This window comes from Acinetobacter lwoffii, from assembly GCF_024129715.1.
Lineage (GTDB): Bacteria > Pseudomonadota > Gammaproteobacteria > Pseudomonadales > Moraxellaceae > Acinetobacter > Acinetobacter lwoffii_U.
This window is the reverse complement of record NZ_JAMXXM010000008.1, coordinates 48,311-73,604: the sequence shown is the minus strand read 5'-3', so window position 1 is coordinate 73,604 and position 25,294 is coordinate 48,311. Positions and strand designations below refer to the sequence as shown.

Sequence of the window (25,294 nt, the reverse complement as noted above, 5' to 3'; positions counted from 1 at the left end):
TTAATGCTGAATAGATAGAGGTAAATAGTTTTTTAATTTAGCAATTAAAGCAAAAGATACCTTTTCTGCTTCTTTTGGATCAAATTGATCTAAACTCTGAATACAACCGAATTTAACAGCTGGATTATTCAGGTCTGATAAAAATGTAGATACTGAAGCTTCATTTTTTAAGTAAGCAATATTTATATCATTACACAAGATTGTTTTTTCTTCTCGAATTTTTAAATGGTTATTCAGCCCTACTGGTAAAAATTGAAAAGCACTTCTAAAACGATACCTAATCTGTTCAGCTAATGTTGTAGGGTATTTTTGAAAATAATTTTGTAGTACATCACGATCCAATATATGGGGACGATGATGAATTTCATAATATTTATTAAATCCACATAATTCAGCACTAAGCATTTGAGCAATTGTATATTTAGGCTGTAAAGGTTTACCAAAATATTTATTAAGACTTTTACGTAGATTAAATTTTGCTTTAATTAAGGAGTTATTTTCCCAATGCCCATAGACTTTTATCTGGTCACCAACTAAAAAATCATCTAATTCAGATGAAGCATTAAAGAAGAAATCATCATTCAAATAAATAAAATACTTTGATAACCCTGGAATATTCCAAAGCATGGTTTCAATACTTAAAGAATTAAATGTAGGCAAGTATTGCTCATGACCAGCAAATATTGTTCTATGATCAATTATTTTTATCTGCTCAGGAGCACATAATCCCTGTTCGAAAAAATCATGAATATGTGCAGGCTGCTGTTCATCCGTAATAATATAAATTGTTCCAAAATAGGGAACATATTTAAGAATTGAAGCAATTGAAAAATAGATTTCATCATTACTAGCAAATCGAGTTTCTTCTGCTGAACCTTTTACGATATTAGTAGATTGAAACTGTTGTCTTTTAAGTCGATGCTTTACATCATTGCCATCGACCCACGCAATAACAAAATCTATTTTTTCCATAATACTTCTAATCAACAATTAGCTTGAATAAACTCTATAACTTACTGCCAAGCATCCTTAATCCACTGCGATGGCAATACATAACGGTACCATTTCCCACCACCACCATTCACTGCATCTGGCGGATTAATTTCACCATGGAATACAATAATTTTGGCACCTTCAGGCTTCACAGGTGGCTTAAAGTAAGCCATCGGGATTTTTTGCAGGCAATGATATTTATAGCTCTTGCACCAGCTTTCTGGCCAGTATGTCTGTTTACCTTCACGGTCTACATACCAAGACAGATAAGCCTGCTCATTACGGAATTTTTGACGAATTTCATCAAAATTTTCACGGAAATAAGGCAAAAGCCCCGGGAAAGCGCCTAGCTTAAAACGATATACCGAACTGTTACCGGTAATACGCCACGGCCGTTTCCAGTCATGGATAATCAGAAACTCACCCGGATAGGTAAAGAACTCATCGATGTTATCGACAATCACTACATCAAGATCGAGGAAAAGTGCATTGCCTTCTAAACCATAAAGATCAGGCTCAAAAGTAGACAACTTGTTCCAGCCACGCTCAGGCGCACCTTCAGGCAATGCCAAAGGTGGAATAGGGAAACATTGTACTGCAGGATCAATGCCTTCAGTACGATCCGTCAGACAGACCATTTTAAAGTCGACTGTCGTATGTCGTTTAACCATATTGTATAAACGATTGACGTATTCCGAACCGTATTTGGTTCCCCATTTCATACAAATAACGATGTTACTCATTGCGTATGCCTAAGCTCATCTTAAAATCTTCTTGATGCTGAATATGATGACATAAGTTCGGCAGAATAAGTACATCAGTTAAAAAAAACCTCTCAAATGAGAGGTTTTTTCAAGCAATAAATTCTGAATTACTTCACATAAGTTAACCAGTGTGCATATTTAGGATCTTTGCCCTGAACTGCATCAAAATATGCTTTCTGGATTTGAGTGGTGATTGGACCACGTACACCCTCACCAATCTGACGATCATCGTATTCACGGATTGGTGTTACTTCTGCAGCAGTACCGGTAAAGAATGCTTCATCTGCGATGTAGAACTCATCACGGGTAATACGACGTTCAATTACGTCATAACCCAGGTCTTTAGCAATAGTAATAATGGTTTGGCGGGTAATACCATCCAGCGCGCCACCTGCGATATCAGGCGTATGAATCACGCCATCACGTACCAGGAATACGTTTTCGCCTGAACCTTGACATACATAGCCTTGCGGGTCGAGCAGCATTGCTTCGTCATAACCTGAATGTGCCACTTCCTGATGCGCAAGAATCGACAGCGTGTAGTTACCCGATGCTTTTGCTTTACACATGGTCACGTTCGGATGATGATGGGTAAATGAAGAAGTTTTTACGCGAATACCCTTCGCCATCGCTTCTTCACCGAGGTAGGCACCCCAGCTCCATGCCGCAACTACAGCATGAATGGTATTGTCAGTTGCAGCGATACCGAGTTTCTCAGAACCAATAAAAATAATTGGACGTAAATAGCAAGACGCTAATTTGTTTTCACGAACAACATCAATTTGAGCCTGTTCTAATGCTGCTTGATCAAATGGAACTTTCATTTGATAAATTTTTGCAGAATTCAACAAACGCTTGGTATGTTCTTTAAGACGGAAAATAGCCGTTCCATTCGGGGTTTCATAAGCACGGACGCCTTCAAACACACCCATGCTGTAATGCAAAGTATGTGTTAATACGTGAGTTTTTGCCTCACGCCAGTCAACTAGTTGTCCATCTTGCCAAATGAAACCATCACGATCAGCCAAATTCATGCCACAAACTCCAATTTCTCACAATTATTCACTATCCAGTGCAAAGTCTGCACTTGGATCAATTAGTCTTTGCCATAACTTGCAAACGGTCATTCGGGTATCGTGCCAGTCGCTTGCAGACACTTGCATGGATTGATTTGCAAGGGCTAAGCGGTGGCTCTCGGCGCGTTCACGGAGATAAGCTTGAATCAGAGCAGTCGCATCGTCGCTGGATAAGCAACCTGATTTTGCGGCATCCTCAAGAATTCGTACATTGTCGGAGAAATGGGCGAGATCTTTATTCGTCCCACTCCAGGCCAACACCGCATACTGTGCCATAAATTCGATGTCTACGATACCACCTGCATCTTGTTTTAAATGAAAAATACCATCTTTTTTTTGCTCTTTAGAAGAACCGAGATGCTCCTTCATTTTCTGACGCATTTTCAGTACTTCTGCCTGCACATAATTTTCATCGCGGGGCTGAATCAAAATATCCCGGCGCAAGACTTCGAACTTTTTTCGCAAGCTCATTTCACCCGCAATCGGACGGGCTCGTACCAAGGCCTGATGCTCCCATAACCAGGCACTTTTAAACTGATACTGTTCAAAAGCTTTCAAACTGGTTACCAAAAGTCCAGCTTCACCCGATGGACGCAAGCGGGTATCGACCTCATAAACACGCCCATCCAGAGTTTGCGTGGTCATGAGGGACATGAATTTTTGCGCCACGCGCATGGCAAACTCAAAACCACTGATCGGCTTGAGTCCATCTGTATCGGTCTGCTCACTCATATAGTGAATAAAGACCAGATCCAGATCCGAGCCATAACCCAGTTCAATTCCACCGACTTTACCATAACCAATGACTGCAAAAGCCGTATGCTCGACTGAACAGCGCTGCCCTTCTGCATCCAGTGGAAAACCATGTTTTTTCGCAACAATCTGATAGGCCAGATGCAGCGCTGCATTCACCGATACTTCAGCAATATCGGTCAAGGCATCGGAAACTTTCATCAGCGGGCTTTCTGCCAGCACATCACTGGCGGCAACAGCCAGAACATTAGATTTTTTAAACAGGCGCAAGACCCGCATCTGGTCTTCGACCTGATCAATTTCAATCCGTAAAAGTTGCTGACGTAAAGAGTCTTCCAGATCCTTACGTTTTGGCAATTCAAAATCCATCGACAGGAATTCATCCAGTAGCACCGGATAATGGGTCAGTTCTTCACAAATCCAGGGGCTGACAGTGGCCATCTTCACCAGTCGCTGCAACGCCCCTTTACTCTCGATTAACATCACCAGATATACCGTACGGCGCATCACTGATTCGACTAAGGGCATCAAGCGCACCAACGCCACCTGAGGATCATCTGACTGTAAAACGGCTTCAATTAAATGCGGCCAGAAGGTTTTTAAACGTTGTACCGCCTTTGCCGGTAATTTTTTTAAGGCATGCCCATTCCAAAACTCATAGACAAGATTCTTTGCATTATCATCCAACACTTCTTTGAGTTTCTTTTCCAACTGGGAAAAACTTTCAACCAAGGTGTCAGGGCCATTTTCCTTGATTAGATGATCAAACTGATACATCACTTTGTCACGCTTTTCATTGAGATATGCCATAAAGCTGTCCCAATCCGCAAAACCAAGTGTGTCCGTTATACGCGCCCTTAACTCTGGCTCTGTCGGTAGTGATTGCGTTTGCTGATCATTCAGTGCCTGAATCGCGTGCTCAACCCGGCGCAGGAATAAATAGGCATTTTCCAGATCCTGCACCGCCTGTTCATCCAGCAACTCGGCATCATCCAGATGATTTAGATTCACCAGACACTGCCGATCCTGCAATTCAAGTTTGGCCCCGCCATAAATCAGCTGAAACACCTGCACGATAAATTCGACTTCGCGAATGCCACCGGCTCCGAGCTTGATATCATCTTCAATATTACGGCGCTGTACTTCGCGCTCGATCATGGCTTTCATTTCGCGCATGGCTTCAAAAGCGCTATAATCGACGTACTTGCGAAATACAAATGGACGGGTCATCTCCAGCAGCTCGTCGCCTTCTGGACTTGGATTGACAATACGCGCTTTAATCCAGGCATAACGTTCCCATTCACGCCCATGCTGGCTCAGATATTTTTCCAAGGCCGCATGGCTAATGGCCAGTGCCGAACCATCGCCCCAGGGACGCAGGCGCATATCCACCCGGAATACAAAACCATCCGCCGTGATCTGATCCAGCAAATGAATCAGTTTTTGTCCCCACAGGATGCAAAACTGCTGCACATCAATACATTTACGCCCATCGCTTTCACCCTGTTCGTCGAAGGCAAAAATCAGGTCAATATCACTGGAAAGATTGAGTTCTTGGGCGCCGAGTTTCCCCATGGCGATGACAATCAGATCCTGAACTTTTCCATTATAACCAATCGGCTGACCATACTTGGCAGCGACCGGAATACGGGCAAAATTTTTCGCTGCACAGATGCAGGCATCGGCAAAATCGGAGAGTTCTTGGGTGAGGGTAATGACATCGGTGAGTTGATTGGCATCCTGCCAGATCCAACGAAACATCAATCGAGCCCGCAAAATACGCATTGCGCGCATCCACGTTGCTTCATCGCTTATATTTAGGATGCAGTGCTGCACCAGCTGATCAATATATTCCCGACTGAGTGAGCCTTGAAACTGGTCAATTGCATAATCCTGTTCCAGTAGCCTCTGGTGATTGGCCAATACCTGTTCGGCATATTGGCTGGCTCTTAAGGTTTTCTGCAATTGTGCCGCATTCATCACTCAACTCTTCCCCTGAAACATTCTGCTTAGTTATAGCAGGAGTTTTGTCTCAGTGGGAATGTTTTAGCTTGAAATTTACTTCTTTAAGATTGCTCGATATGTACATCTTCAAGCACCAGTGCCTGATGATCATTGGTGACCATCGGTAAATGCACGGTAAAGGTCGTACCCCGACCCTCTTTGGAATCTACAGCAATTTGACCATGGTTCAGGTCAATAAAGCGCTTGCAGAGCACCAGACCCAAACCTGCCCCTTTCTCTTCAGCTGTGCCTCTGACACTCACACCCAAAGTCGGTTTAAACAGATTCTGCATCTGCTCTTCAGTCATGCCCAAGCCAGTATCCTGAATCGTAATCTTGACCTGCTCGCCTTCCATTTCTGCAGCTAAAATCACTTTACCGCCTTGATTCACCGGGGTGAATTTAAGCGCATTCGACACCAGGTTCTGCAAGACAGAGGTAATCATGTTGATATCCGCATGTACCTTGATGTCTTCAGGAATATTATCAACCAGTTCAATTTTTTTATTTAAGGCCAGACTTTTCAGCACACTGCACACAATATTACTGGATTGTTTCAATTCATAATTAATCGGATGATAAATAAAGCGTCCACCCTCTGCCATCGCCCAAGTCAGCAGGCTTTCCAGCAGGTTATAGGTCGATTGTGCATTATCATATAAATAATCCGCGATGCTCTGGATACTGGATTCGTCCAGAGTGTCACGCTCCTGCGCTAGCACTTCGGAAAAGCCCAGTAAACCATGAAATGGTGCACGCAAGTCATGCGCAATAATCTGGAAAAATTTGGTTTTACTGAAGTTGAGTGCGCATTGCTGTTCATATAATTCTTTCAGTTCAGTATGTTCTTGATTGAGCTGAATTCGAATCACTAAACTTTCAGCAAATTGTTTAATAGTGACAATATCATCCTGATCAAACCCTTCAGTCTGATCATCAAAGAAAATGACCTGTCCAAAAGACACACCGCTACTTGATTTTAAATTAAAGGCGACTAATCTCTGATGCGCTACACCGAGATTTTTCACATAATTTGACAGTTCTGTATAAGCAGGATGCATCTGGTCAATGACCTCTGCCTGTTGCAGATATGTAGGCAGATTCACTTCCTGCGGGGCGTGCAAGGCCCGGAAACCGCGCGGACAGCTGTACCAGATATAGGGCTCCGTGTGGAAGCCAATAATGCTGGTTTTAACGTTTAAAACTTTACGGGCGATCTTACAAAAGGTGTCTAATAGGTTATTGGAGGTATAGACACCTAAAATGAGAGATATACGGCACGAGCTTAATTGCTCCGTATTCTGACCGACCTCTAGCAGTTTTAGTTCCATGTCTGCCTCTCTGAATGTTTATGGAATAAAGAAAACACAGCCGACCAAATTCATACAATCAATAACAAAGATTCTATATTTACTCAACGATGAAAACCCACCTCTAGGTTAAAGGATTTGTTAACCTGTTTCTATCCAGATACATTCTTAACTGCAAGGTACTGATATTTAATTGATTAAGAATAACTTGAAAATTTACTATTCTAAAAAAACCTACATAAGTATTTGAAATTAATATATCTCACCTAAAATAAGTATCTTTATTTGTATTTACTGTAACACAGTACTGAATAAAAAATACCCACCATCGCTTTTTACTCTATTTAAAGTAAAAGCTAATGATTTTTCAACTATATAGTTTGACCTTATGATTAAAAACAGATTTTATATCAGGCTTCATCTACCTAATAATGCTCAGAATTAATTTTTAATTTTTTAAAATATCTTAACAATTCTAATGTAAGAAATATTTTAAATATCAGCATTTCAACTAAAAACAGACCCAAAAAACCACTGAGGATTGTAAAGAACTTACATTTATTAACAAATTAATTATGAAAATTTTGTGTTTTTTATCCTCAGTGCAGTTTTAGAAGCTGGAATAGAAATATTAAAATAGATCACTTATAGGCTATGCATGTCTACGTCAAACCAATCGGCTCAGAATAGCTATAAAAAAAGCGGCCTAAAAAGACCGCCTTTTTATATGGCTGCTTAATTGTCAGAAATCAATGCCACTTGCTGTACATAGTTAAACAGCTTTAATTTAGAAGCATTCACTTCTTCTTCAGGTGCTTGATTCTTTAAATCACGGTGTACCCGAAGATAATGTTGACGTAAGGTATGACGCTCTGTCGCATTATAGTTTTTGGTAAATTCATTGATGGCTGGATCACCATCTTTAACAATTCGATCCACCCAACGCTGTAATTGAGCTGTCTTTTTAAGACCTTGTTTGGGTGTTAAATAAGACAAAATCACCGTTTCATTTTCATTACGTAATAATTTACCAATCCGTGAAAATTGACGACGACGTGCTTCATGTGAACTAATTGCCTGCACATCAAGCAAGGCGTCAATCAAACGCTCATCTACGGGTAGGTTTTTAATTTGTTTAGCGCTCAGCTCTGCAAGCTGCGCACCCAAAGCAGCCATACGCTGGACTGCTTTTTTCTGTTCGGTCTTACTTGCGCGTCCCTCTAAAGAATCAAAATCTTCTTCAGTTAAACTGTTCGGTCGACGTGCCACGATTAATCTGCCTCATAAAATTTTGCTGCAAATAGTGCCTGAATTTCAGATAAGGCTTTGTCCTCGTCTGCTCCTTCAATCACCAAGCGTAAAGTTGTTCCTTTGCCCGCACCAAGCATCAGCAAGGACATGATATTTTTTGCATCTACCAGTTTATCCGCTTTGCCAATCTGGATACTGGAACGAAATTTGGTGGTAACTTCTATCAGTTTACCAGATGCGCGTGCATGTAAACCCAGTTTATTAATTACGTCAACTGTCGTATCAATCATGACCAGTGCTTCATTTCTCGATGGAGGACTTGAATAGACCATTTTGCCTCAAGGGCTTTTTTTAGTCTATCCACAATATAAACAGAACGATGTTGACCACCGGTACAGCCTATCGACACGGTCATATAATGACGATGCCCTTCGGCAAAGGTCGGCAACCACTTGTCCAGAAAATGATACAGATCATTGAACATATCCTCGACCTGATCGCTCTTTTGTAAAAACGCCTGCACCGGCTGATCTAGCCCTGAAAATTTGCGCAGTTCTAGTTCCCAATGCGGATTCGGCAAATGTCGAACATCAAAAACATAATCCGCATCCAGGGGAATCCCATGCTTATAACCAAAGGATTGCAGAATCAGGATCAGATTATCGGCCTGTCCGAGCTTGGACAATAAGGTATGTTTCAGGTCATGCACGCTTTTGTCGGTGGTATCGATATGCACCGTAGAACGCAACTGAATCGGCATCAACAGGATTTTTTCTTCCTGAATGCACTGATTCAAGCTTTTAAAGCGTGAAGCTAAAGGATGCGGTCGACGCGAAGCACTAAAGCGGGCAATCAGCTCCTGATCCTGCGTGGTCAGATAGATAATATCGACCGAACCATGCTGTTGCAGTTGCCCAAATACATGGTCAAATTCTTGTAAATCTGCCCGAGTACTGCGCACATCGACGCCCAGCGCCAACTGTTCCAGATTGTTTTCGCTGTCCAGTTTTGCCACAATTTCGGGAAGCAATGCCAAAGGCAAATTATCAATACAGTAATAACCCAGATCTTCAAGCACCTGTAATGCAGATGATTTACCCGAACCAGATTGTCCTGTGACAATTAAAATGCGCTTCATGCATGCTACCCTTTCATCTTAGCCGGCAGTGTATTTAACCTGCAGGTTATCGATCAGACGTGTATTCCCCAGCTTTGCAGCTATAAATAACACAAGATCTTGATTAAACGTATGAATTTTTTGTAATTCTGGCGTGCGGGCTTCAACATAATCAACAACGAAACCGGCATCGGTTAGGCTCTGACGAATTTCGGCCAATACCGTATCCAGTTCCACGCCTGCATGTAATTGCTGTTCAGCCCGTTGCAAGCTTTGATAAATGACCGGTGCGATTGCACGATGCTCTTCGCTTAAATAACCATTGCGCGAACTTAAAGCCAGGCCATCTTCTGCACGGGCAATCGGTACACCAATCACTTCCAGTGGAATATTCAGGTCTTGTACAAACTGACGAATCACCGCCAATTGCTGATAATCTTTCTGGCCAAAGAAGGCGTAATTCGGCTGTACGATATTAAACAATTTAGTGACCACCACCGCCACACCATCAAAATGGCCGGGACGCTGCAAACCGCATAAATCATTGGTAATGTCAGAGACACTGATATTGGTCAGACGCGGTTTTTTGCCATACATTTGCTCAACCGTCGGCGCAAACACGATGTCACAACCAACTTCAGCCAATAGTTGTTGATCCTGTTCAAGCGTGCGCGGATAGCTGTCAAAATCTTCATTGGGCCCAAACTGAATCGGATTGACAAAGATACTGACCACCACCACATCACACAACTTACGTGCTTCACGCACCAGATTTAAATGTCCCTGATGCAGATTGCCCATGGTCGGTACAAAACCGATAATCTTGCGACTGGTACGCGCCGGATTTAATGATGCCGCTAAGCCCTGAATGGTGGTTTCTGTTTTCATCTTACAATTCAACCTGAAAAGTTTGTTCTGGTGCCGGGAAAGATCCATCTAAAACTGCAGCATGGTAGGCTTTAAAAGCATCCAGAATGGCTGTCGCACCCGATTGTTCTTGCATAAAATTACGTACAAATTTTGCGGTATGTCCAAAAGTCAAACCGAGCATGTCCTGAACCACCAATACCTGACCATCTGTAGCTGCACCTGCACCAATGCCAATGACCGGAATCTGCGGAAACAGTTCGGTGATTTCCTGGCCAAGCTGTGCCGGTACGCACTCAAGTAGCAATAGTGCAGCACCCGCCTCGACCACTGCCTTACAGTCCGCAATGAGCTGATCGGCCGCTTCACGGGTACGGGCTTGCAGTTTATAACCGCCAAAGACATGTACCGACTGCGGAGTAAGACCCAAATGCACACACACCGGAATACCGTTACGGGTCAGCACTTGCACGGTTTCTGCCAACCATGCACCGCCTTCCATCTTGACCATTTGCGCGCCAGCCTGCATCACGGTTTTCGAACTTTGCAAGGCATCATTCAAGGTAGCATAGCTCATAAATGGCAAGTCAGTCATGATAAAGGCATGCTGGTTACCACGGCGTACCGCAGCCGTATGATAGGCCATATCTGCAACCGTGACCGGCAAAGTCGAATCACGCCCCTGAATTGACATTCCCAGAGAATCGCCAATTAAAATGCTGTCCACTTCGGCAATTTCCATGGCTTTGGCCATACTGGCATCATAGCAAGTCAGACATGAAAATTTGCGTCCATCTGCTTTAAAGCGTCTTAAATCACTCAGACTGACCATGAAAATGTTCCTCTATGCTTGAAAATTCTGACGAAGCTACCATCACTTAAAAATTAAATATTTGCCCAGTTGCTGTTATCGAGTACCGTGAGGGTCGACTGTTTGACGATGTCCAGGTCTTTTAATCTGTGTCCATGAACCTGTATTTCAGGATCAATATCCAGAAGTGGAATCAGGACAAAATCACGCTCTAATACCCCGACATGCGGCACAGTTAAGCGTTCATTGTGAATCTGTTCATTGCCGTAGATCAGCAAGTCCAGATCCAGTGTACGTTCGCCCCAATGACGTAAACGTACCCGACCTGCGTCCTGCTCAAAGGCTTGCAAACGATCCAGCAGGCTTAAAGCGGCCAGATCGGTATTTAACTGCACCACTGCATTCAGATAGTTCGGCTGATCCTGTGGTCCCATCGGTGGACTTTGATACAGATGCGAAGTTTTCACCTGCCCCAAGGTCGCCAGTTTCTGTACAGCTTCTGCCAGAATCTGGCGTGAATCACCTAGGTTACTGCCCAAGCCAATATACGTCACGATCATTGTGTTGGTCCAAACACTACCTGGCTCAGATCACGTTTTACCCGCTTACGTTTCATAATCGGATGATCTGCGCCAATTTCACCGCTGGCACTGGCTGCCACATGCGACAGAGGTTTCGCCTTGTCTTCAAACTTGGCTTTACGCACACGACGATTGCGTGGTTCAGGTTCATTCACTAACGGCTCAATCTCAGCGAGATCTTGCTGCTGGGTCAGTTTCTGTTCCAGATGTTCTTCTTGACTCGCCTTGCGGCGGCTCTTGGCACGCTGACGGTTATACTGGCTAATGGCCCTTTCTTTCTCGTCACCGCTCATTTGCTGGTAAGCATCCCACCAGCTGCCCATGCCTTGGGCAGTCGCATCACCTGATTTTTCACGCAGCAGCAAAAAGTCAAAGCCGGCACGGAAACGCGCGTGGCTGGACAAAGCCTCGATTTGCTGTGGTTTTGGATTCAACAAACGGGTTTGCATTTCCCAGACTTCACGAATAAAGGTTTCCGCAAAGCGTGGAATAATAGTGCGAGTCGCCTGACGTTTTAACACATCCAGACCGGCTTGGGCACGGACTTCGGCCGCTACCACGCCTTTATTCAAATAAAATTCACAACGCTCGAGGAATGGCTGCCATAACAATACCGCATAGAAAAATGCCGGGTTGATGGTCTTGCCAATCGAAATACGCTGATCGGTATTTTTCGCAGCACGTTCCATAAACGGCGTAATTTCAGGCTTGATATCTGCAAATAACTGCTGCCAGATCCCGAAATCGATCAGCATTGGCAAGACACGATTCAGGTGCCCCATGGTGAACAGCTTCTGTGATTCATCATAAAGTCGATGCGGAGAAACATCACGCAGCAACTGGGTCATTTCCGGCGTAAAGACATCCAGAATCGCTTCATCAATATTAAAGTTCAGTTTGGCCGCAAAACGCAACGTTCGCAGCATCCGCACTGGATCTTCTTCAAATCTTAAAGTCGGATCGCCGAGTAAGCGTAAGGTTTTGCTGTGAATATCATCCACTGCATTGCAGAAATCCAGCACAATACCTTTACGCGGCTGGTAGTACATTGCATTGATGGAGAAATCACGACGGGCAAAATCCTGCTCGATGCTGCCCCAGTTGTTATCACGCAAAATCATCCCCGCGGCCGAGGTCACTGCTTTTTTTGGTGGTGCACGAAAGGTTGCCACTTCAACCAGTTCCCGCCCTGAATAGACATGCGCCAGTTCGAAACGTCGTCCGATAATCCGACAACGTCGTCCAAAAACTTCCTTGACCTGAGCCGGGGTTGCATTGGTGACTGCATCGAAATCTTTAGGATTCAAACCTAACATCAGATCTCGAACACCACCACCCACGATATAAGCTTCATAGCCTGCCTTGTTTAAGGCATCAATCACATCGAGAATATAAGAAGGTAATTGAGCGGTTGATAAACCACATTTTGACGCGCGCAAAGTTTGCAAAAGACGCTGTCTCCTACGTCTGAACGTAAAATTCTAAGATGACGCTAATCATATCGCTTACACGACTAAAGGGCAATTTGATTATGTCAATCCTGCGAGTCAAATCAATCAGCTAGTCATGATCCATACTGTCGCCTTACAAGGCCAGTTTGGCCTTGTTTTTGGCAAATAATGCCGGCCCAATCCCTTTGACCAGCTGGATCTCTTCAATGCTTTTGAATTTTCCATTTTTTTGCCGATGTTCAATAATCGCCTCGGCCTTCTTTTGACCAATACCATTTAGCTGCTGTAATTGCTCCACTGTTGCATTATTCAAACTGATTTTATTAGCAGCGGAAGATGCCGATAATGCAGGCTTCGCCAGATAGTGATTGCTTTCTGATGAAGCCGTAGCGGCAGCTTTTTTCTTCAGGCGGGCGTCGTGTTGCTGTTGTTGGGTCTTCCATTCCATATAATCGGTCGCAGTCGCATGCGCTGTTCCGATAGAAATAAAGCCCAGCCAGCAACTCAGAAGAAGATTAATCCATGTTGGACCGATTCGATAAGGTGTTTTTTTCATGTGCTGCTCTTTGTTTTAATTCTAATTTAGCCTGTTCCCAGAGCTGATCAAGTTCAGCCAGTGACAGTTTTTCCAGGTCTAATTGCTGTAATTGTGCCTGATCTTCCATTAAGGCAAAGCGGGTCCGGAATTTATAGATTGTCCCCAATAATGCCATCTCGCTGGAGATGCCAAGTTTACGTCCAACATTGACCAGAGAAAATAAGCAGTCACCAAATTCTTCCTGTATTTCATCGGAATTTTGTCCGGCTACCGCTGCTTTTAATTCAGCCAGTTCTTCTTCCAGCTTGGCATAAGCACCCGCCATATCAGGAAAATCAAAACTGATTTTGGCGACATTTTTTTGAATTTCATCGGCCTGTACCAAAGCCGGTGCATATTTAATATCATCCAGACGTGAACGCGGCTTGCCCTGCTTTTCTTGCTGTTTGATTTCTTTCCATAGCTCAGACACATCTTCTGGGCTGAGCTGCGCAAACTGTTCCGCCTGAAATACATGTGGATGACGACGAACCAGTTTATCGGTAATGGCCTGTACGACATCCTGAAAATCGAAAGCGCCCTGCTCACTGTACATCTGCGACTGGAACACCACCTGTAACAGCAAATCACCCAGCTCATCGCGGACATCATCGACTTTTCCAGAGCGGACTGCTGCTTCGACTTCGTAAGCTTCCTCAATGGCATATTTGGTCAGAGATTCGGGGGTCTGTTGCTGATCCCATGGACATTTTTCACGTAATTCACGCATGACCTGGAGTAGTTGTTCCATGTTTAAAAACCTCTTTTTTTTACCAAATAGTCGCGTCAATCTGCCGGTTTCTTGTTATGCTCAAAAAAAAGACAATAAGGAGATCAGGCACATGCACAGTATATTGATTAGCGGTGCAGCACAAGGAATTGGTGCCGCGACAGCCGCCCTATTTTACCAGCACGGCTACAAGGTGGGTATTTATGATGTTCAGGTGGAGCAGGCAGAACAACTGGCCCAGCAACTGGGCGAACATGCCAAAGCCGGCTTTCTCGATGTGGCCGATTATGCTTCCTGGGAAACAGCCTTGTCTGAATTTTCGGCCTGGGCGGGGAAAATCAATATTCTGGTCAATAATGCCGGGATTTTATATTCAGGCCCTTTTGAAGAAACTGATATTACGGCACATCATCGGACTCTGGATATTAATGTTAAAGGAGTCATGAACGGCTGTCATGCCGCTTTCCCTTATTTAAAAGAGTCTGCATTTGCCCGCATCATTAATCTATCTTCAGCTTCGGCGATTTATGGCCAGGCCGATTTAAGCAGTTACTCCACCAGCAAGTTTGCAGTGCGTGGCCTGACTGAAAGTCTGGATATTGAGTGGCAACCCTATGGGATTCGAGTCTTGGATGTCATGCCACTTTTCGTTAATACGGCCATGGTCAAAGATATGCAGTCAGAAAGTATTAAAAAAATGGGCGTGCATTTAAAAGCAGAAGATGTTGCACGAGATATTCTGAAACTGGCACAGCTCAAAGATTCAATATGGCAGGCAACGCATCATCCGGTCGGATTCAAAAGCCAGTTTTTATTTCATTTATCGCGGATGAGTCCACAATTTGTGAATCGGCTGAGTAATCTGATCATTTCTAGAAAATAAAAAATATTCGGGTTCATTCTGTTTTAGACAGTGTGATGAATCTGGATCACAGGAAATCTCAATCCCTTGCAGGAATCCTCACTTTGCCAGGCCACGGTGAACATGCAGCCAGCAAGCGTATAATTTTGATAGGCATAGACGCCAATCTCTGGATGTTCGCAGCGCCCACCATTTTGCTCAGGATGGATATTGGTATTGAGCTCATTCAGGTTTATCCGGATTCCCAAGCCTGATGCCTTTAACACCGCCTCTTTGGTGGTCCAGACTTTAAACCAGTATTCGGGATCATAAGCCAGCATTTTCCAATATTTTAATTCTTCGGGATGAAAGGCATGTTGTGCCAAGGCTTCAAAACGGACTTTACGATTCAGTTCTTCAATATCAATTCCTAAATTCTGAACTTGCTTGCTCGTGGCCAAGGCGTAGAAATTTTGACTATGACTATGATTAAAACTGAAATCCGGATAGTCATTTAAATAAGGCTTGCCGAAATTCGTCCGCACCACCTGTTGATCGCTAACTGGCAATTCAAAAGATTGGGATAAAAGCTGATTACGCAAACACGCCACTTCGCGTTTCCGTTCGGCAACCTGGGTTTTGCGGTCTGACAACGAATGACAAGTCAGATCAGAAAGTTGATGCAGATGAATTTGAATCAGCCGAGCCACGTGAATCCATTAAAAAGATATCAATTGATTTGAGTGTAAAAGAATTCACACTTTTATTGGGAGAGAAATTCATTATTTTCTCAAAACAAAAAGCCCGCTTTACGCAGGCTTTTTATCCGAAAAATTTAAACTATAAAATTAACGCTTAAATTTCTTCTCGGCTTTCTTGAACTTCTGTACATAACGACGTTTACGTGCAGCTGCACGCTCATCCACTTGAGACTTACGACCTTCAAACGGGTTTTCCGAAGTTTTAAACTCGATTTTAATCGGTGTACCTTCAAGCTTGTACACTTTACGGAACACGTTTTCCAGGTAACGGCGATAATCTGCAGGAGTTTTATCCACCTTGTTTCCGTGAATCACGATCGTTGGTGGATTCTGCCCACCCATATGCGCATAACGCATTTTAATACGACGACCCTGAACCATCGGCGGTTGGTGGGCATCTGTCGCATCATTTAAAATCTGGGTGATTTTTGCTGGTGACACTTTCAAACGAGATGAATCATAAGCACGGTGAATCGATGGATAAAGATCACCCACACCCGTTCCATGCAATGCAGAAATCAAATGCACTTTGGCCCATGGAATGAAATCGAAGCGACGCTCTACATCGAGCTTACATTGCTTACGATCATATTCAGTCATGTTATCCCATTTATTGACTGCAATGACCATGGCACGACCCGCTTCAAGTGCATAGCCAATCAAATGCAAGTCCTGCTCAACAATACCATCACGCGCATCAACCACAACAACAATTACGTTAGCATCTTTCATTGCCTGTAAAGTTTTAACAATCGAGAATTTCTCAATCATTTCATCAACTTTACCTTTACGGCGCACCCCGGCAGTATCAATCAGGGTATATTGACGGCCATCACGCTCGAATGGAATATAAATCGAGTCACGTGTTGTACCCGGCTGGTCAAATGCCACCACACGCTCTTCACCGAGCAAGCGGTTCACCAGCGTTGATTTACCTACATTTGGACGACCAATAATCGCTAAACGCAGACCCGTGTTTTTGTCATGCTCTTCCGGATTTTCATCTTCCGGTACATCGGCAAGTACATCTTCCAGCATTTGCTGGACACCACGACCATGGCTGGCTGCGACTTGTAACGGCTCGCCCATACCCAGTTTGTAGAATTCAACCAAGGCAGCTTCAGCATGTACACCATCGACTTTGTTGGCAACCAGAAAGACTTTTTTGCCTAAAGTACGCAATTCACGGGCAATCTGCTCATCAGATGCCAGCAATCCGGCACGCGCATCAACCACAAAAATGATGATGTCGGCTTCATGAATAGCAGTCTTGGACTGCTCTGCCATGTACGAGTCAATCCCACCTTCATTTTCGCCAATACCGCCAGTATCGACCACAATGAAAGATTTATTTTGATAAGTTGCATCGCCATATTTACGGTCGCGTGTCAGACCGGCAAAGTCTGCCACCAATGCGTCACGGCTCTTGGTAATCTGGTTGAACAGCGTTGATTTTCCGACGTTCGGACGACCAATGAGCGCAATTACGGGTTTCATAGAGTAACCTTTATTTAATATCAGGCGTCATAGTGGCCTGAACATCAGAAAGCATAGGAAGATATAAGGGGTAAATACCCTAAATAAAAACACGGGGCATTGATTTTTCAATCACCCCGCGTTCACAAAAATACGGTTGTGGCTAGTTTAGCATAAGGCTCGTTAAAATTAACGGTTCTGCCAAATGCTTAATGCGCCCTTGCGTGTGGAAACATACAGCTGGTTGTCGATGACGCGTAAGCTACGTACTTCCCCAGAGGTTTTCGAACGACCAGTAATCTGTCCGGTACGCGGATCAATCAGGTGCAAGACACCATCCAGATCGCCGACTACAAGATCAGTACCCAGCATCACCGGATTACTTAACTTGCGATTCAGCAACTGGTCATTTTCCCAAAGCGGTTGACCCGAGGTAATTTCAAAGGCTTTGATTTTGCCATCGGTTTGCGCCACAAATACACCATTGCCCACAACTTCTGGACGCTGGATACTGCTGGCATCTTCACTCCAGACCACCTGTTGTGAAGCTAAATCCAGCACAGTCACCTGACCTTGATAACTGGTGGTCACCACAAACTGGCCTGCAACGACCGGTTCACCGTCAATATCAACCAGACGCTGGATATCAGAACGTCCATCCGACACTGCGACACGACGCTGTAATTTTGGCACACCACTTAAGGCATCCAGTGCATAGATATAAGCATTGGAAGAAGCAATCAGTACATTACGGGCATCTAATGCAACCGGTGCAGCCATGCCGCGCAGGCTGAATTGTACATTAGGTAAGTTATAAGTCCAAACTTGCGCACCCGTCGCAATTTCATGCGCATATACGGTGCCGTCATTGCTCACGCTAATGACACGACCAGCATGAATTAATGAAGGTGCCAGTAAAGCACCCGTCAATTGCGCAGTCCATTTTTGCTCGCCGGTTTGCTGATCCAGCGCAAACAGTTGGCCTTTCTGGTTGCCAACGACAACAAGACCTTCAGCAGCCTCAACACCAGAACTTAAATTGTCTTTGCTGACTTTTTTCTGCCACAGACGCTGTTTGCCTTTAAATGCAGATACTTCGCCCTTCGGATCAATCGCAAAAACTACGCCATTATCTGCATCCAGACGTAAACGCAACGGATCAGCAGCATCTGTCGAAGCCACACTGGTGGAAAATACAGGGACCAGGGTTTTAGCTTGAGTCAGTTTTGGAAGTGGATTCGGTTTTACTTCTGGAACTTTATTGGTTTTACCCGCACAGCCAGCCAATGCAAGCGTTAAAACAGTTAAGGCACAGGTAATTTTGTATTTTCTATTCATTCAGCTTCTTCCGCTTGTGTTTCTATAATTGGGCGTTCGATTTCCGGATCATCGACCAATACGCCTACGCTTTCGAGCTTAATTTGTAAAATCTGACGTTCTTCTTTACGTTCAATCAAAGCATCCCATGCACTTTGATATACTTTTTTAGCATTTTCAATATCATTTTTGGCAACATAGATATCGCCACGTGCTTCATCGGCAGTTGCTTTAAATGCAGGCTCAGTGACTGCTTCTAAAGTTTTCAATGCAGCATCATATTTTTTCTGTGCCAGTTGTGCATAGGCCAGACGAAGTTTGACGACCTGAACCAGGCCTTTATCGTCTACTTTCGAGTTTTCAACTTTCTGTAGCGCTTTCTCGGCCGCAGCATAATCTTCTTTGTCATAAGCCAGTTTAGCCATGACTAACTGGGTCTGAATCGCCTGAGCTGAATCAGGTGCTTCCTTGACAATCTTGTCCGCAGCTTCAGACAACTTGGCAAAACCATCACCTTTCGATGCCTGTGCATCATCCATCAACTGCTGAACCTTGGCAGTGTGCATTTGCGACTCTGCCAGGCTTTTCTTCTGCCAATATTCCCATCCAAAAAAGGCAATCAGCGCAATTAAAATCCCGGTAATCATCGAAGAACCATATTTCTTCGTAAAGGATTTTAAGCTTTCAAACTGTTCATCACCACTCATTGCGCTCATGAGATTACCTTTTCCTAATGTTTTATCGATTATTTTGAAGAAATTTTAGTACTAAAAAATGCAACGAAGTCCGTAAATGGTACATTCGATTGCTCTGCGGTTGCCAGCTCTTTCACAGTAAACGCCTGAGCTTCCAGTTCACGCTCGCCCAAAATCGCCGCATACAACGCACCGGCTTGATCGGCCTTTTTCATTTGCGATTTCATTGAACCTTGTGAGCCTACTTTCAGACGAACCTGACTGCCTGCTGCTTCAAGCTGATCACGAATCTGCTCCGCAATGACCAAAGCTTTACCTTGAGAAGCCGGTTCAGCCACCAAGAAGACTTCACAATCACGTGTCGGAGTATTGTCTTCAACCTGTTCCAGCAGAAGCAATAAACGCTCGATGCCCATAGCAAAACCAACCGCAGGAACAGACTGATCTGCTTTTCCTTTGAGTTGGCCCACCAGACCATCATAACGGCCACCAGCACAGACTGTTCCTTGTGAACCCAAATGGGTTGTGGTCCATTCAAAAACAGTTTTGTTGTAATAGTCCAGACCGCGTACCAGTTTTTGATTGATCACGAAGCTCACGCCTGCATCAGTCAAATACTGTTGTAACTGGGTAAAATGCGCCAGCGTTTCTTCACCCATAAAGTCATGAAGTTTCGGTGCACTTTCCAAGATGCTTTGTGTTTTGGCATCTTTAGAATCCAGAATACGCAGTGGATTCGTGGTCAGACGGCGCTGAGAATCTTCATCCAGATCCGCTTTATGCGACTCCAGGAATTCAACCAGTGCCGCACGATATGCTGCACGCTCATCCGACTCACCGAGTGTATTTAACTCAAGCTGAACCTTGTCTGCTACACCCATACGTTTCCACAGACGCGCCGTCATCAAAATCAGTTCTGCGTCCATGTCCGGAGTCGCAACACCAAAAGTTTCCACACCAAACTGGTGGAACTGACGGTAGCGGCCTTTTTGGGGTTTTTCATAACGGAACATTGGGCCGATATACCAGACGCGAGGCGTCGCACCGCGCAGCAGGTTATGCTCCAGCATGGCACGTACGCAACCCGCCGTCCCTTCAGGACGCAAAGTCAACGACTCAGGTGGATTGCCTTTGTCGAGGAAAGTATACATCTCTTTTTCAACGATATCGGTTGCATCACCAATCGAACGTTTAAACAGATTGGTCTGTTCTACGATAGGCAAACGAATTTGTTGATAGCCATAGGCATCCATCAAACCGGATAGATGCTGTTCAAGACGTCTCCAAGCTGGGGTTTGCGTTGGGAGAATGTCATTAAAACCTTTGATTGCGACGATTGAACTCATGATCTACTCAGGAAAACTTGTACGAATAATTTCTTTAGCTTTAGCTTCTTCAAGCTCGGTAACACGTTGACGAACCATGGTTTCGATTTCATCAACCAATTGATTCGTGTCAATTAAATGGCTCTTTTCACCATTACGGTACACCAGTGAACGTGGTGCTGCACCTACGACACCAATATCCGCTTCTTTGGCTTCGCCCGGCCCATTGACCTTACAGCCAATGACAGACACATCCATTGGGGTACGAATATCTTCTAAACGTTCTTCAAGTTGCTGCATCACTGAAATCACATTAAATTCCTGACGTGAACAGCTTGGGCAGGCAATGAAGTTAATCCCGTTGGAGCGCAGACCCAGCGATTTCAGAATATCAAAACCGATTTTAATTTCTTCTTCAGGCTCAGCAGCTAAGGAAATACGCATGGTATCCCCAATGCCTTCCATCAGCAGGCCGCCCAGAGCGATGGCAGATTTAACCGAACCGGTACGGTAAATACCCGCTTCTGTGACACCCAGATGGAGCGGATTATCAATTTGCTGTGATAGCAAACGATACGCATCCATGGTCAGGAACACATTCGATGCTTTGACTGAAATTTTGAATTCCTGGAAATCCAGACGGTCTAAAATATCGATATGGCGCATCGCAGATTCAAGCAAAGCCTGGCCAGTCGGCTCACCATATTTCTTTTGAATATCTTTTTCCAGTGAACCGGCATTGACACCGATCCGCATGGAAATATCGTTATGACGTGCTGCGGCCACAACTTCACGAATTTTCGCTTCAGAACCGATATTGCCCGGGTTAATCCGCAGACAATCTGCACCCAAATCCGCAACTGCTAAAGCAATTTTATAATCGAAGTGAATATCGGCGACCAAAGGTACATTGACCTGCTTGCGAATTTCACCAAATGCCGCCGCGGCTTCCATGGTAGGCACAGAAACCCGCATAATATCCGCACCTGCATCGACGCAGCGCTGAATCTGTGCAACCGTAGCTGCCACATCACAGGTTTCAGTATTGGTCATGGACTGGATACTGATTGGTGCATCACCACCCACATAAACTGAACCCACACGAATTTTACGTGTTGGACGACGTTTAATTGGATTTATGATCATCGTTCTGCTCTACTCTTGATCTGTTAAGGTGATAAACGGAATTCTGCTTTTCCGTTCACAGTGTAGGGTGACAATGAAATATTTTCATTATTCAAACTGAGCGATACAGCCGAGGCATCATCCAGACGAATCTGGAATGGCGCTTCACCATTCAGTTGCAAGCTCGATGCCTGACGGCCAGTTGCCAGAACATTACCCGCTGAGTCGACAATATGCACCGAAGTCGGACGGTTAAACTCAAGTTTCAGCTGATCACCGGAAAGTGCGGCACCTGTATCCAGATTCAGAATCTCGACATTAGAAGCGCCTACTCCAGAGACTTCACTGCTATTTTGTGAATTACTACTCGACCAGTTCTGAATCATGGCAAACAGTGCACCCAAAATCAGCAAAAGTACCAGCGTAATAAAAATTCGTCTTAACCACTTACGATTGCGGTCACGCTTGGAACCTGGCAATTTCCCCATAATTTTGATAGGAGAATTGTTCAGGGCATGGTTCGGCAGCAACCCGGTATCATTGGTATAGATTTCATCAAAACGCTGAATAATACTAGACGCATCTACACCCAGAAATTTGGCATAAGTCCGATAATAACCTTTGATAAAGGTCGCTTCAGGCAAAGATTTGTATTCATCCTGCTCAAGAGCAGTCAGGGTTTTGACCGGGATGTTCAGCTCTTTCGCTACATCTTCCAGATTGCGTTGCTGATTGATACGAATCTGGCGCAAGTACTCGCCCGGACGTTGAATATTTCCTAACGCATTTGGAGCTACGCTCGAATGATTCGATGGTGAATTAGGATTTACTTCCATACGGCCTCAGTACTGTACTGTAATTGCAAATAACGTTGGTATTCCTGGCTTTCAGGAAAAAGTGCACGTAACTGGTTGACCAATACCTGCATCCCCAACTGATCACCCCCGGCACGCGCAGTGCGAATGCCAACCCAGAGCGCACGGGCACCCTGATTTTTCTGTCCCACACCACGCACAAACTGTTGATACATTTGTGTCGCCGCCGGGAACTGCTGGTTCAAATAAAATATTTCTGCCAACTCTAACATTGAAATATAAGAATCGCGATTGGCTTGTAGCGCCTGTTTGAATGATTTTTCAGCATTCGCTGTATCACCCAGTTTCAGGTAAATCCGTCCCATATTTTCCAATGCACGGAAACGTTGATCATAACCCAACGTGGCACCAGCAATTTGAAACTGCTCGATTGCATCATTATAGCGTTCAAGCTGATATAAATAAGTGCCGTAATTATTTCGCGCCTGCGCATTTTTCGGATCTGCCGAAATCGCACGCTTGAAATAATGATCTGCTTTTTCGAGATTAAGCTTACTACCTTCCTGTTGCAGTAGCACGCCCATCATCATATTTGCTTGAGAATCACGCGGACTGCTTTCAAGTGCCTGATCCAGTGCACGTTTAGCTGCATCCAGGTCACCTGTTCTCAGATATTCTACCGCCAATTGGGTACGGACTTTGGTGGCCTTTTCAGGGTCTTTCTGACCCAGATCTGGCGTCTGACACGCGACTAAAACCAAAGACACACATACTGTTGAAATCAAAGCAAACTTTGATGTTAGATTTCTCAACTGGCGACCTCTTATTATCCTTGTGAGCGCATGATCTCATTCGATTGCGCAATTTTCTTTTTCCACTGTTCCGCACGACGGGTACGGTCAGCGACTTGACCTACAAGCTGTCCACACGCGGCATCAATGTCATCACCGCGTGTTTGACGAATCGTACACACAAAACCGGCATCAGACAAAGTTTTTTGGAAAGAAATAATCCGGTTGCGGCTTGAGCGGCCATATGGCGCATGCGGGAACGGATTAAAAGGAATCAAATTAATCTTGCTTGGCAAATTCTTCAACAGCTTAATCATTTGCTGGGCATGTTCAGGATGATCGTTCACGCCATCTAACATCACATATTCAATCGTCACATGTTTACGTGAACTTTCATTCCCATCTTTGGCAATATAACGCTGACATGCAGCAATCAGCTGCTCAAGCGGATATTTTTTATTGATCGGCACCAGCTCGTTACGCAGTTCATCATTTGGCGCATGCAATGAAATAGCCAGCGCCACGTCAATATCTTTGACCATCTGATCGATTTTCGGTACCACACCAGAAGTCGATAAAGTCACACGACGTTTTGACATGCCATATGCAAAGTCATCCAGCATAATGCGCATTGAATTCAATACTGCATCGTAGTTGAGCAACGGCTCGCCCATGCCCATCATCACCACGTTGGTGACTGAACGTTCACGCTCAAGTACAGGCACATCTTCCATATAGGAATAGTTCGCCATCCAGAGCTGACCGATAATTTCTGCCTGGGTCAAATCGCGCTGAAAACCCTGTTTTCCGGTTGAGCAGAATGAACAGTCTAATGCGCAGCCCACTTGTGAAGAAATACACAAGGTACGGCGTAAACCGCTACGATGTTCAGCAGGAATCAGTACCGTTTCAACAAGAGAACCTTCACCATCGCCAACACGGAATACCCATTTACGGGTTCCATCTTTGGAATAATTTTTATGCACCACTTCAGGTGCTTTAATTTCACAAATCTTTTCTAATTTTTCACGCAGTTTTCCTGAAATATTGGTCATTTCAGCAAAATCCGTTACGAAGAACTGGTGAATCCATTTCATCACCTGCCCGGCACGAAACTTCTTCTCACCCATGTCCTCAAAGAATTTTTCCATTTGCGGACGTGACATGCCAAGTAAATTCACTTTCTCGACAGTATTTGCCTGTGCTGGAGCGGATGGAGTGTGTTGCTGTGGCTCAGAAACTGCTGATACAGCGACTGCTTCAGTACTCATGTGTATTACCTAAACCATGTCTAAAGATGAAAGGAGAAGCTCAATATGTGAGCAAAGAATTATTCAGAGAATAAAAAAACCAGATAAGTATAATAACACTTATCTGGCTTGAATACTGCGAATTAACGAGTACGTGGAGCAATCTCAGTTTGAGCGAAGAAGTAGTTAACTTCACGATCAGCAGATGCTACAGAGTCAGAACCGTGAGCAGCGTTTTCATCGATGCTTACAGCGAAATCTGCACGGATAGTACCAGGAGCAGCTTCTTTAGGATTCGTCGCGCCAAGGATGTCACGGTGAGCAAGAACAGCGTTTTCGCCTTCAAGAACTGAAACAACCACTGGACCAGAAGTCATGAATGCAACTAGGTCAGCAAAGAAACCACGTTCTTTGTGCTCAGCATAAAAGCCTTCAGCTTCAGCTTGAGTCAAATGTTTCATTTTAGTTGCAACAATTTGAAGACCAGCTTTCTCGAAACGAGCAAAGATGTCACCGATGTGGTTTTTAGCAACTGCGTCTGGTTTTACGATAGATAAAGTACGTTCGATAGCCATGATAGGCTCCTTAAGTCAATTGTTGACATGAAAATTTG

Annotated in this window: 25 protein-coding genes; 1 reads left to right on the top strand and 24 read right to left on the bottom strand. The window is 44.3% G+C overall.

The window, feature by feature from the left end; all coding sequences use genetic code 11:
- The 14 genes from NI462_RS07700 to mazG all read right to left on the bottom strand — a co-directional run bounded on the left by NI462_RS07700 (window position 1) and on the right by mazG (window position 14,306).
- Window positions 1–972 (bottom strand): Stealth CR1 domain-containing protein, encoded by a 972-nt coding sequence (locus NI462_RS07700; protein WP_253159886.1) that lies wholly within the window; start codon window positions 970–972, stop codon window positions 1–3.
- Window positions 973–1,013: 41 nt separating this feature from the next.
- Window positions 1,014–1,736, bottom strand: a complete 723-nt coding sequence (locus tag NI462_RS07695) for a glycosyltransferase (RefSeq protein ID WP_253159885.1) — start codon at window positions 1,734–1,736, stop codon at window positions 1,014–1,016.
- Between the two features lie 128 nt (window positions 1,737–1,864).
- Window positions 1,865–2,791, bottom strand: a complete 927-nt coding sequence (locus NI462_RS07690; protein ID WP_004278329.1) for a branched-chain amino acid transaminase — start codon at window positions 2,789–2,791, stop codon at window positions 1,865–1,867.
- Window positions 2,792–2,815: 24 nt separating this feature from the next.
- On the bottom strand, window positions 2,816–5,566 hold the full coding sequence (gene glnE / locus NI462_RS07685) for a bifunctional [glutamate--ammonia ligase]-adenylyl-L-tyrosine phosphorylase/[glutamate--ammonia-ligase] adenylyltransferase (RefSeq protein ID WP_253159883.1): 2,751 nt from the start codon (window positions 5,564–5,566) through the stop codon (window positions 2,816–2,818).
- Window positions 5,567–5,652: 86 nt separating this feature from the next.
- Entirely contained in the window at window positions 5,653–6,921 is a 1,269-nt protein-coding gene (locus NI462_RS07680; protein ID WP_219308452.1) for a sensor histidine kinase, read from the bottom strand.
- Between the two features lie 714 nt (window positions 6,922–7,635).
- Complete coding sequence (yjgA, locus tag NI462_RS07675; RefSeq protein WP_005107862.1) at window positions 7,636–8,169, bottom strand: ribosome biogenesis factor YjgA; 534 nt, start codon at window positions 8,167–8,169, stop codon at window positions 7,636–7,638.
- A 2-nt stretch (window positions 8,170–8,171) separates the two neighbouring features.
- Window positions 8,172–8,441 carry an HPr family phosphocarrier protein gene (locus tag NI462_RS07670; RefSeq protein WP_034438008.1) on the bottom strand — a complete coding sequence of 90 codons (270 nt, stop codon included), beginning with the start codon at window positions 8,439–8,441 and terminating at the stop codon, window positions 8,172–8,174.
- Entirely contained in the window at window positions 8,438–9,289 is an 852-nt protein-coding gene (gene rapZ, locus NI462_RS07665; RefSeq protein ID WP_005107863.1) for an RNase adapter RapZ, read from the bottom strand. Before rapZ ends, NI462_RS07670 begins: the two co-directional genes overlap by 4 nt.
- 18 nt (window positions 9,290–9,307) lie before the next feature.
- Window positions 9,308–10,156, bottom strand: coding sequence for a pantoate--beta-alanine ligase (panC, locus tag NI462_RS07660; protein WP_005107864.1), 849 nt, complete (start codon window positions 10,154–10,156; stop codon window positions 9,308–9,310).
- A 1-nt stretch (window position 10,157) separates the two neighbouring features.
- On the bottom strand, window positions 10,158–10,967 hold the full coding sequence (panB, locus tag NI462_RS07655) for a 3-methyl-2-oxobutanoate hydroxymethyltransferase (protein WP_004278337.1): 810 nt from the start codon (window positions 10,965–10,967) through the stop codon (window positions 10,158–10,160).
- Between the two features lie 53 nt (window positions 10,968–11,020).
- The gene (gene folK / locus NI462_RS07650) at window positions 11,021–11,506 is read right to left on the bottom strand and encodes a 2-amino-4-hydroxy-6-hydroxymethyldihydropteridine diphosphokinase (RefSeq protein WP_253159881.1); all 486 of its coding nucleotides are present in this window, start codon (window positions 11,504–11,506) and stop codon (window positions 11,021–11,023) included.
- A complete protein-coding gene (gene pcnB, locus NI462_RS07645; protein WP_253159879.1) occupies window positions 11,503–12,975 on the bottom strand; it encodes a polynucleotide adenylyltransferase PcnB in 1,473 nt (490 codons plus the stop codon). The genes folK and pcnB overlap by 4 nt, the downstream gene beginning before the upstream one ends.
- 136 nt (window positions 12,976–13,111) lie before the next feature.
- Window positions 13,112–13,534 carry a ComEA family DNA-binding protein gene (locus NI462_RS07640; RefSeq protein WP_004647476.1) on the bottom strand — a complete coding sequence of 141 codons (423 nt, stop codon included), beginning with the start codon at window positions 13,532–13,534 and terminating at the stop codon, window positions 13,112–13,114.
- A complete protein-coding gene (gene mazG / locus NI462_RS07635) occupies window positions 13,494–14,306 on the bottom strand; it encodes a nucleoside triphosphate pyrophosphohydrolase (protein ID WP_253159877.1) in 813 nt (270 codons plus the stop codon). Before mazG ends, NI462_RS07640 begins: the two co-directional genes overlap by 41 nt.
- Before the next feature lie 91 nt (window positions 14,307–14,397).
- Here mazG and NI462_RS07630 point away from each other — a divergent pair, with 91 nt between their 5' ends.
- Window positions 14,398–15,168, top strand: coding sequence for an SDR family oxidoreductase (locus NI462_RS07630; RefSeq protein ID WP_253159875.1), 771 nt, complete (start codon window positions 14,398–14,400; stop codon window positions 15,166–15,168).
- A 23-nt stretch (window positions 15,169–15,191) separates the two neighbouring features.
- Here NI462_RS07630 and NI462_RS07625 read toward each other — a convergent pair whose 3' ends face one another.
- From NI462_RS07625 to ndk, 10 genes are all read right to left on the bottom strand, one after another.
- Window positions 15,192–15,836, bottom strand: a complete 645-nt coding sequence (locus NI462_RS07625; protein ID WP_253159873.1) for a 4'-phosphopantetheinyl transferase family protein — start codon at window positions 15,834–15,836, stop codon at window positions 15,192–15,194.
- A gap of 138 nt (window positions 15,837–15,974) precedes the next feature.
- A complete protein-coding gene (gene der / locus NI462_RS07620) occupies window positions 15,975–17,384 on the bottom strand; it encodes a ribosome biogenesis GTPase Der (protein ID WP_004278348.1) in 1,410 nt (469 codons plus the stop codon).
- A 168-nt stretch (window positions 17,385–17,552) separates the two neighbouring features.
- Window positions 17,553–18,701, bottom strand: coding sequence for an outer membrane protein assembly factor BamB (bamB, locus tag NI462_RS07615; protein WP_004733039.1), 1,149 nt, complete (start codon window positions 18,699–18,701; stop codon window positions 17,553–17,555).
- Window positions 18,698–19,396, bottom strand: a complete 699-nt coding sequence (locus tag NI462_RS07610; RefSeq protein WP_253159871.1) for a YfgM family protein — start codon at window positions 19,394–19,396, stop codon at window positions 18,698–18,700. Before NI462_RS07610 ends, bamB begins: the two co-directional genes overlap by 4 nt.
- Window positions 19,397–19,425: 29 nt before the next feature.
- Window positions 19,426–20,721, bottom strand: coding sequence for a histidine--tRNA ligase (hisS, locus tag NI462_RS07605; protein ID WP_253159868.1), 1,296 nt, complete (start codon window positions 20,719–20,721; stop codon window positions 19,426–19,428).
- A 3-nt stretch (window positions 20,722–20,724) separates the two neighbouring features.
- Window positions 20,725–21,846 (bottom strand): flavodoxin-dependent (E)-4-hydroxy-3-methylbut-2-enyl-diphosphate synthase, encoded by a 1,122-nt coding sequence (ispG, locus tag NI462_RS07600; protein WP_253159865.1) that lies wholly within the window; start codon window positions 21,844–21,846, stop codon window positions 20,725–20,727.
- Window positions 21,847–21,869: 23 nt separating this feature from the next.
- On the bottom strand, window positions 21,870–22,661 hold the full coding sequence (locus NI462_RS07595; RefSeq protein ID WP_253159863.1) for a helix-turn-helix domain-containing protein: 792 nt from the start codon (window positions 22,659–22,661) through the stop codon (window positions 21,870–21,872).
- Entirely contained in the window at window positions 22,652–23,452 is an 801-nt protein-coding gene (gene pilW, locus NI462_RS07590) for a type IV pilus biogenesis/stability protein PilW (RefSeq protein ID WP_005103248.1), read from the bottom strand. Before pilW ends, NI462_RS07595 begins: the two co-directional genes overlap by 10 nt.
- Window positions 23,453–23,466: 14 nt before the next feature.
- Window positions 23,467–24,702 (bottom strand): dual-specificity RNA methyltransferase RlmN, encoded by a 1,236-nt coding sequence (gene rlmN / locus NI462_RS07585; RefSeq protein ID WP_004278358.1) that lies wholly within the window; start codon window positions 24,700–24,702, stop codon window positions 23,467–23,469.
- A 122-nt stretch (window positions 24,703–24,824) separates the two neighbouring features.
- Window positions 24,825–25,256 (bottom strand): nucleoside-diphosphate kinase, encoded by a 432-nt coding sequence (gene ndk / locus NI462_RS07580; protein WP_004647460.1) that lies wholly within the window; start codon window positions 25,254–25,256, stop codon window positions 24,825–24,827.
- Window positions 25,257–25,294 lie beyond the last annotated feature (38 nt).

Coding starts and splice junctions, on each gene's coding strand:
- NI462_RS07700 (WP_253159886.1), bottom strand. CDS start 972: ATGGAAAAAATAGATTTTGTTATTGCGTGGGTCGATGGCAATGATGTA.
- NI462_RS07695 (WP_253159885.1), bottom strand. CDS start 1,736: ATGAGTAACATCGTTATTTGTATGAAATGGGGAACCAAATACGGTTCG.
- NI462_RS07690 (WP_004278329.1), bottom strand. CDS start 2,791: ATGAATTTGGCTGATCGTGATGGTTTCATTTGGCAAGATGGACAACTA.
- glnE (WP_253159883.1), bottom strand. CDS start 5,566: ATGAATGCGGCACAATTGCAGAAAACCTTAAGAGCCAGCCAATATGCC.
- NI462_RS07680 (WP_219308452.1), bottom strand. CDS start 6,921: ATGGAACTAAAACTGCTAGAGGTCGGTCAGAATACGGAGCAATTAAGC.
- NI462_RS07670 (WP_034438008.1), bottom strand. CDS start 8,441: ATGATTGATACGACAGTTGACGTAATTAATAAACTGGGTTTACATGCA.
- rapZ (WP_005107863.1), bottom strand. CDS start 9,289: ATGAAGCGCATTTTAATTGTCACAGGACAATCTGGTTCGGGTAAATCA.
- panC (WP_005107864.1), bottom strand. CDS start 10,156: ATGAAAACAGAAACCACCATTCAGGGCTTAGCGGCATCATTAAATCCG.
- panB (WP_004278337.1), bottom strand. CDS start 10,967: ATGGTCAGTCTGAGTGATTTAAGACGCTTTAAAGCAGATGGACGCAAA.
- folK (WP_253159881.1), bottom strand. CDS start 11,506: ATGATCGTGACGTATATTGGCTTGGGCAGTAACCTAGGTGATTCACGC.
- NI462_RS07640 (WP_004647476.1), bottom strand. CDS start 13,534: ATGAAAAAAACACCTTATCGAATCGGTCCAACATGGATTAATCTTCTT.
- mazG (WP_253159877.1), bottom strand. CDS start 14,306: ATGGAACAACTACTCCAGGTCATGCGTGAATTACGTGAAAAATGTCCA.
- NI462_RS07630 (WP_253159875.1), top strand. CDS start 14,398: ATGCACAGTATATTGATTAGCGGTGCAGCACAAGGAATTGGTGCCGCG.
- der (WP_004278348.1), bottom strand. CDS start 17,384: ATGAAACCCGTAATTGCGCTCATTGGTCGTCCGAACGTCGGAAAATCA.
- bamB (WP_004733039.1), bottom strand. CDS start 18,701: ATGAATAGAAAATACAAAATTACCTGTGCCTTAACTGTTTTAACGCTT.
- NI462_RS07610 (WP_253159871.1), bottom strand. CDS start 19,396: ATGAGCGCAATGAGTGGTGATGAACAGTTTGAAAGCTTAAAATCCTTT.
- hisS (WP_253159868.1), bottom strand. CDS start 20,721: ATGAGTTCAATCGTCGCAATCAAAGGTTTTAATGACATTCTCCCAACG.
- ispG (WP_253159865.1), bottom strand. CDS start 21,846: ATGATCATAAATCCAATTAAACGTCGTCCAACACGTAAAATTCGTGTG.
- NI462_RS07595 (WP_253159863.1), bottom strand. CDS start 22,661: ATGGAAGTAAATCCTAATTCACCATCGAATCATTCGAGCGTAGCTCCA.
- rlmN (WP_004278358.1), bottom strand. CDS start 24,702: ATGAGTACTGAAGCAGTCGCTGTATCAGCAGTTTCTGAGCCACAGCAA.
- ndk (WP_004647460.1), bottom strand. CDS start 25,256: ATGGCTATCGAACGTACTTTATCTATCGTAAAACCAGACGCAGTTGCT.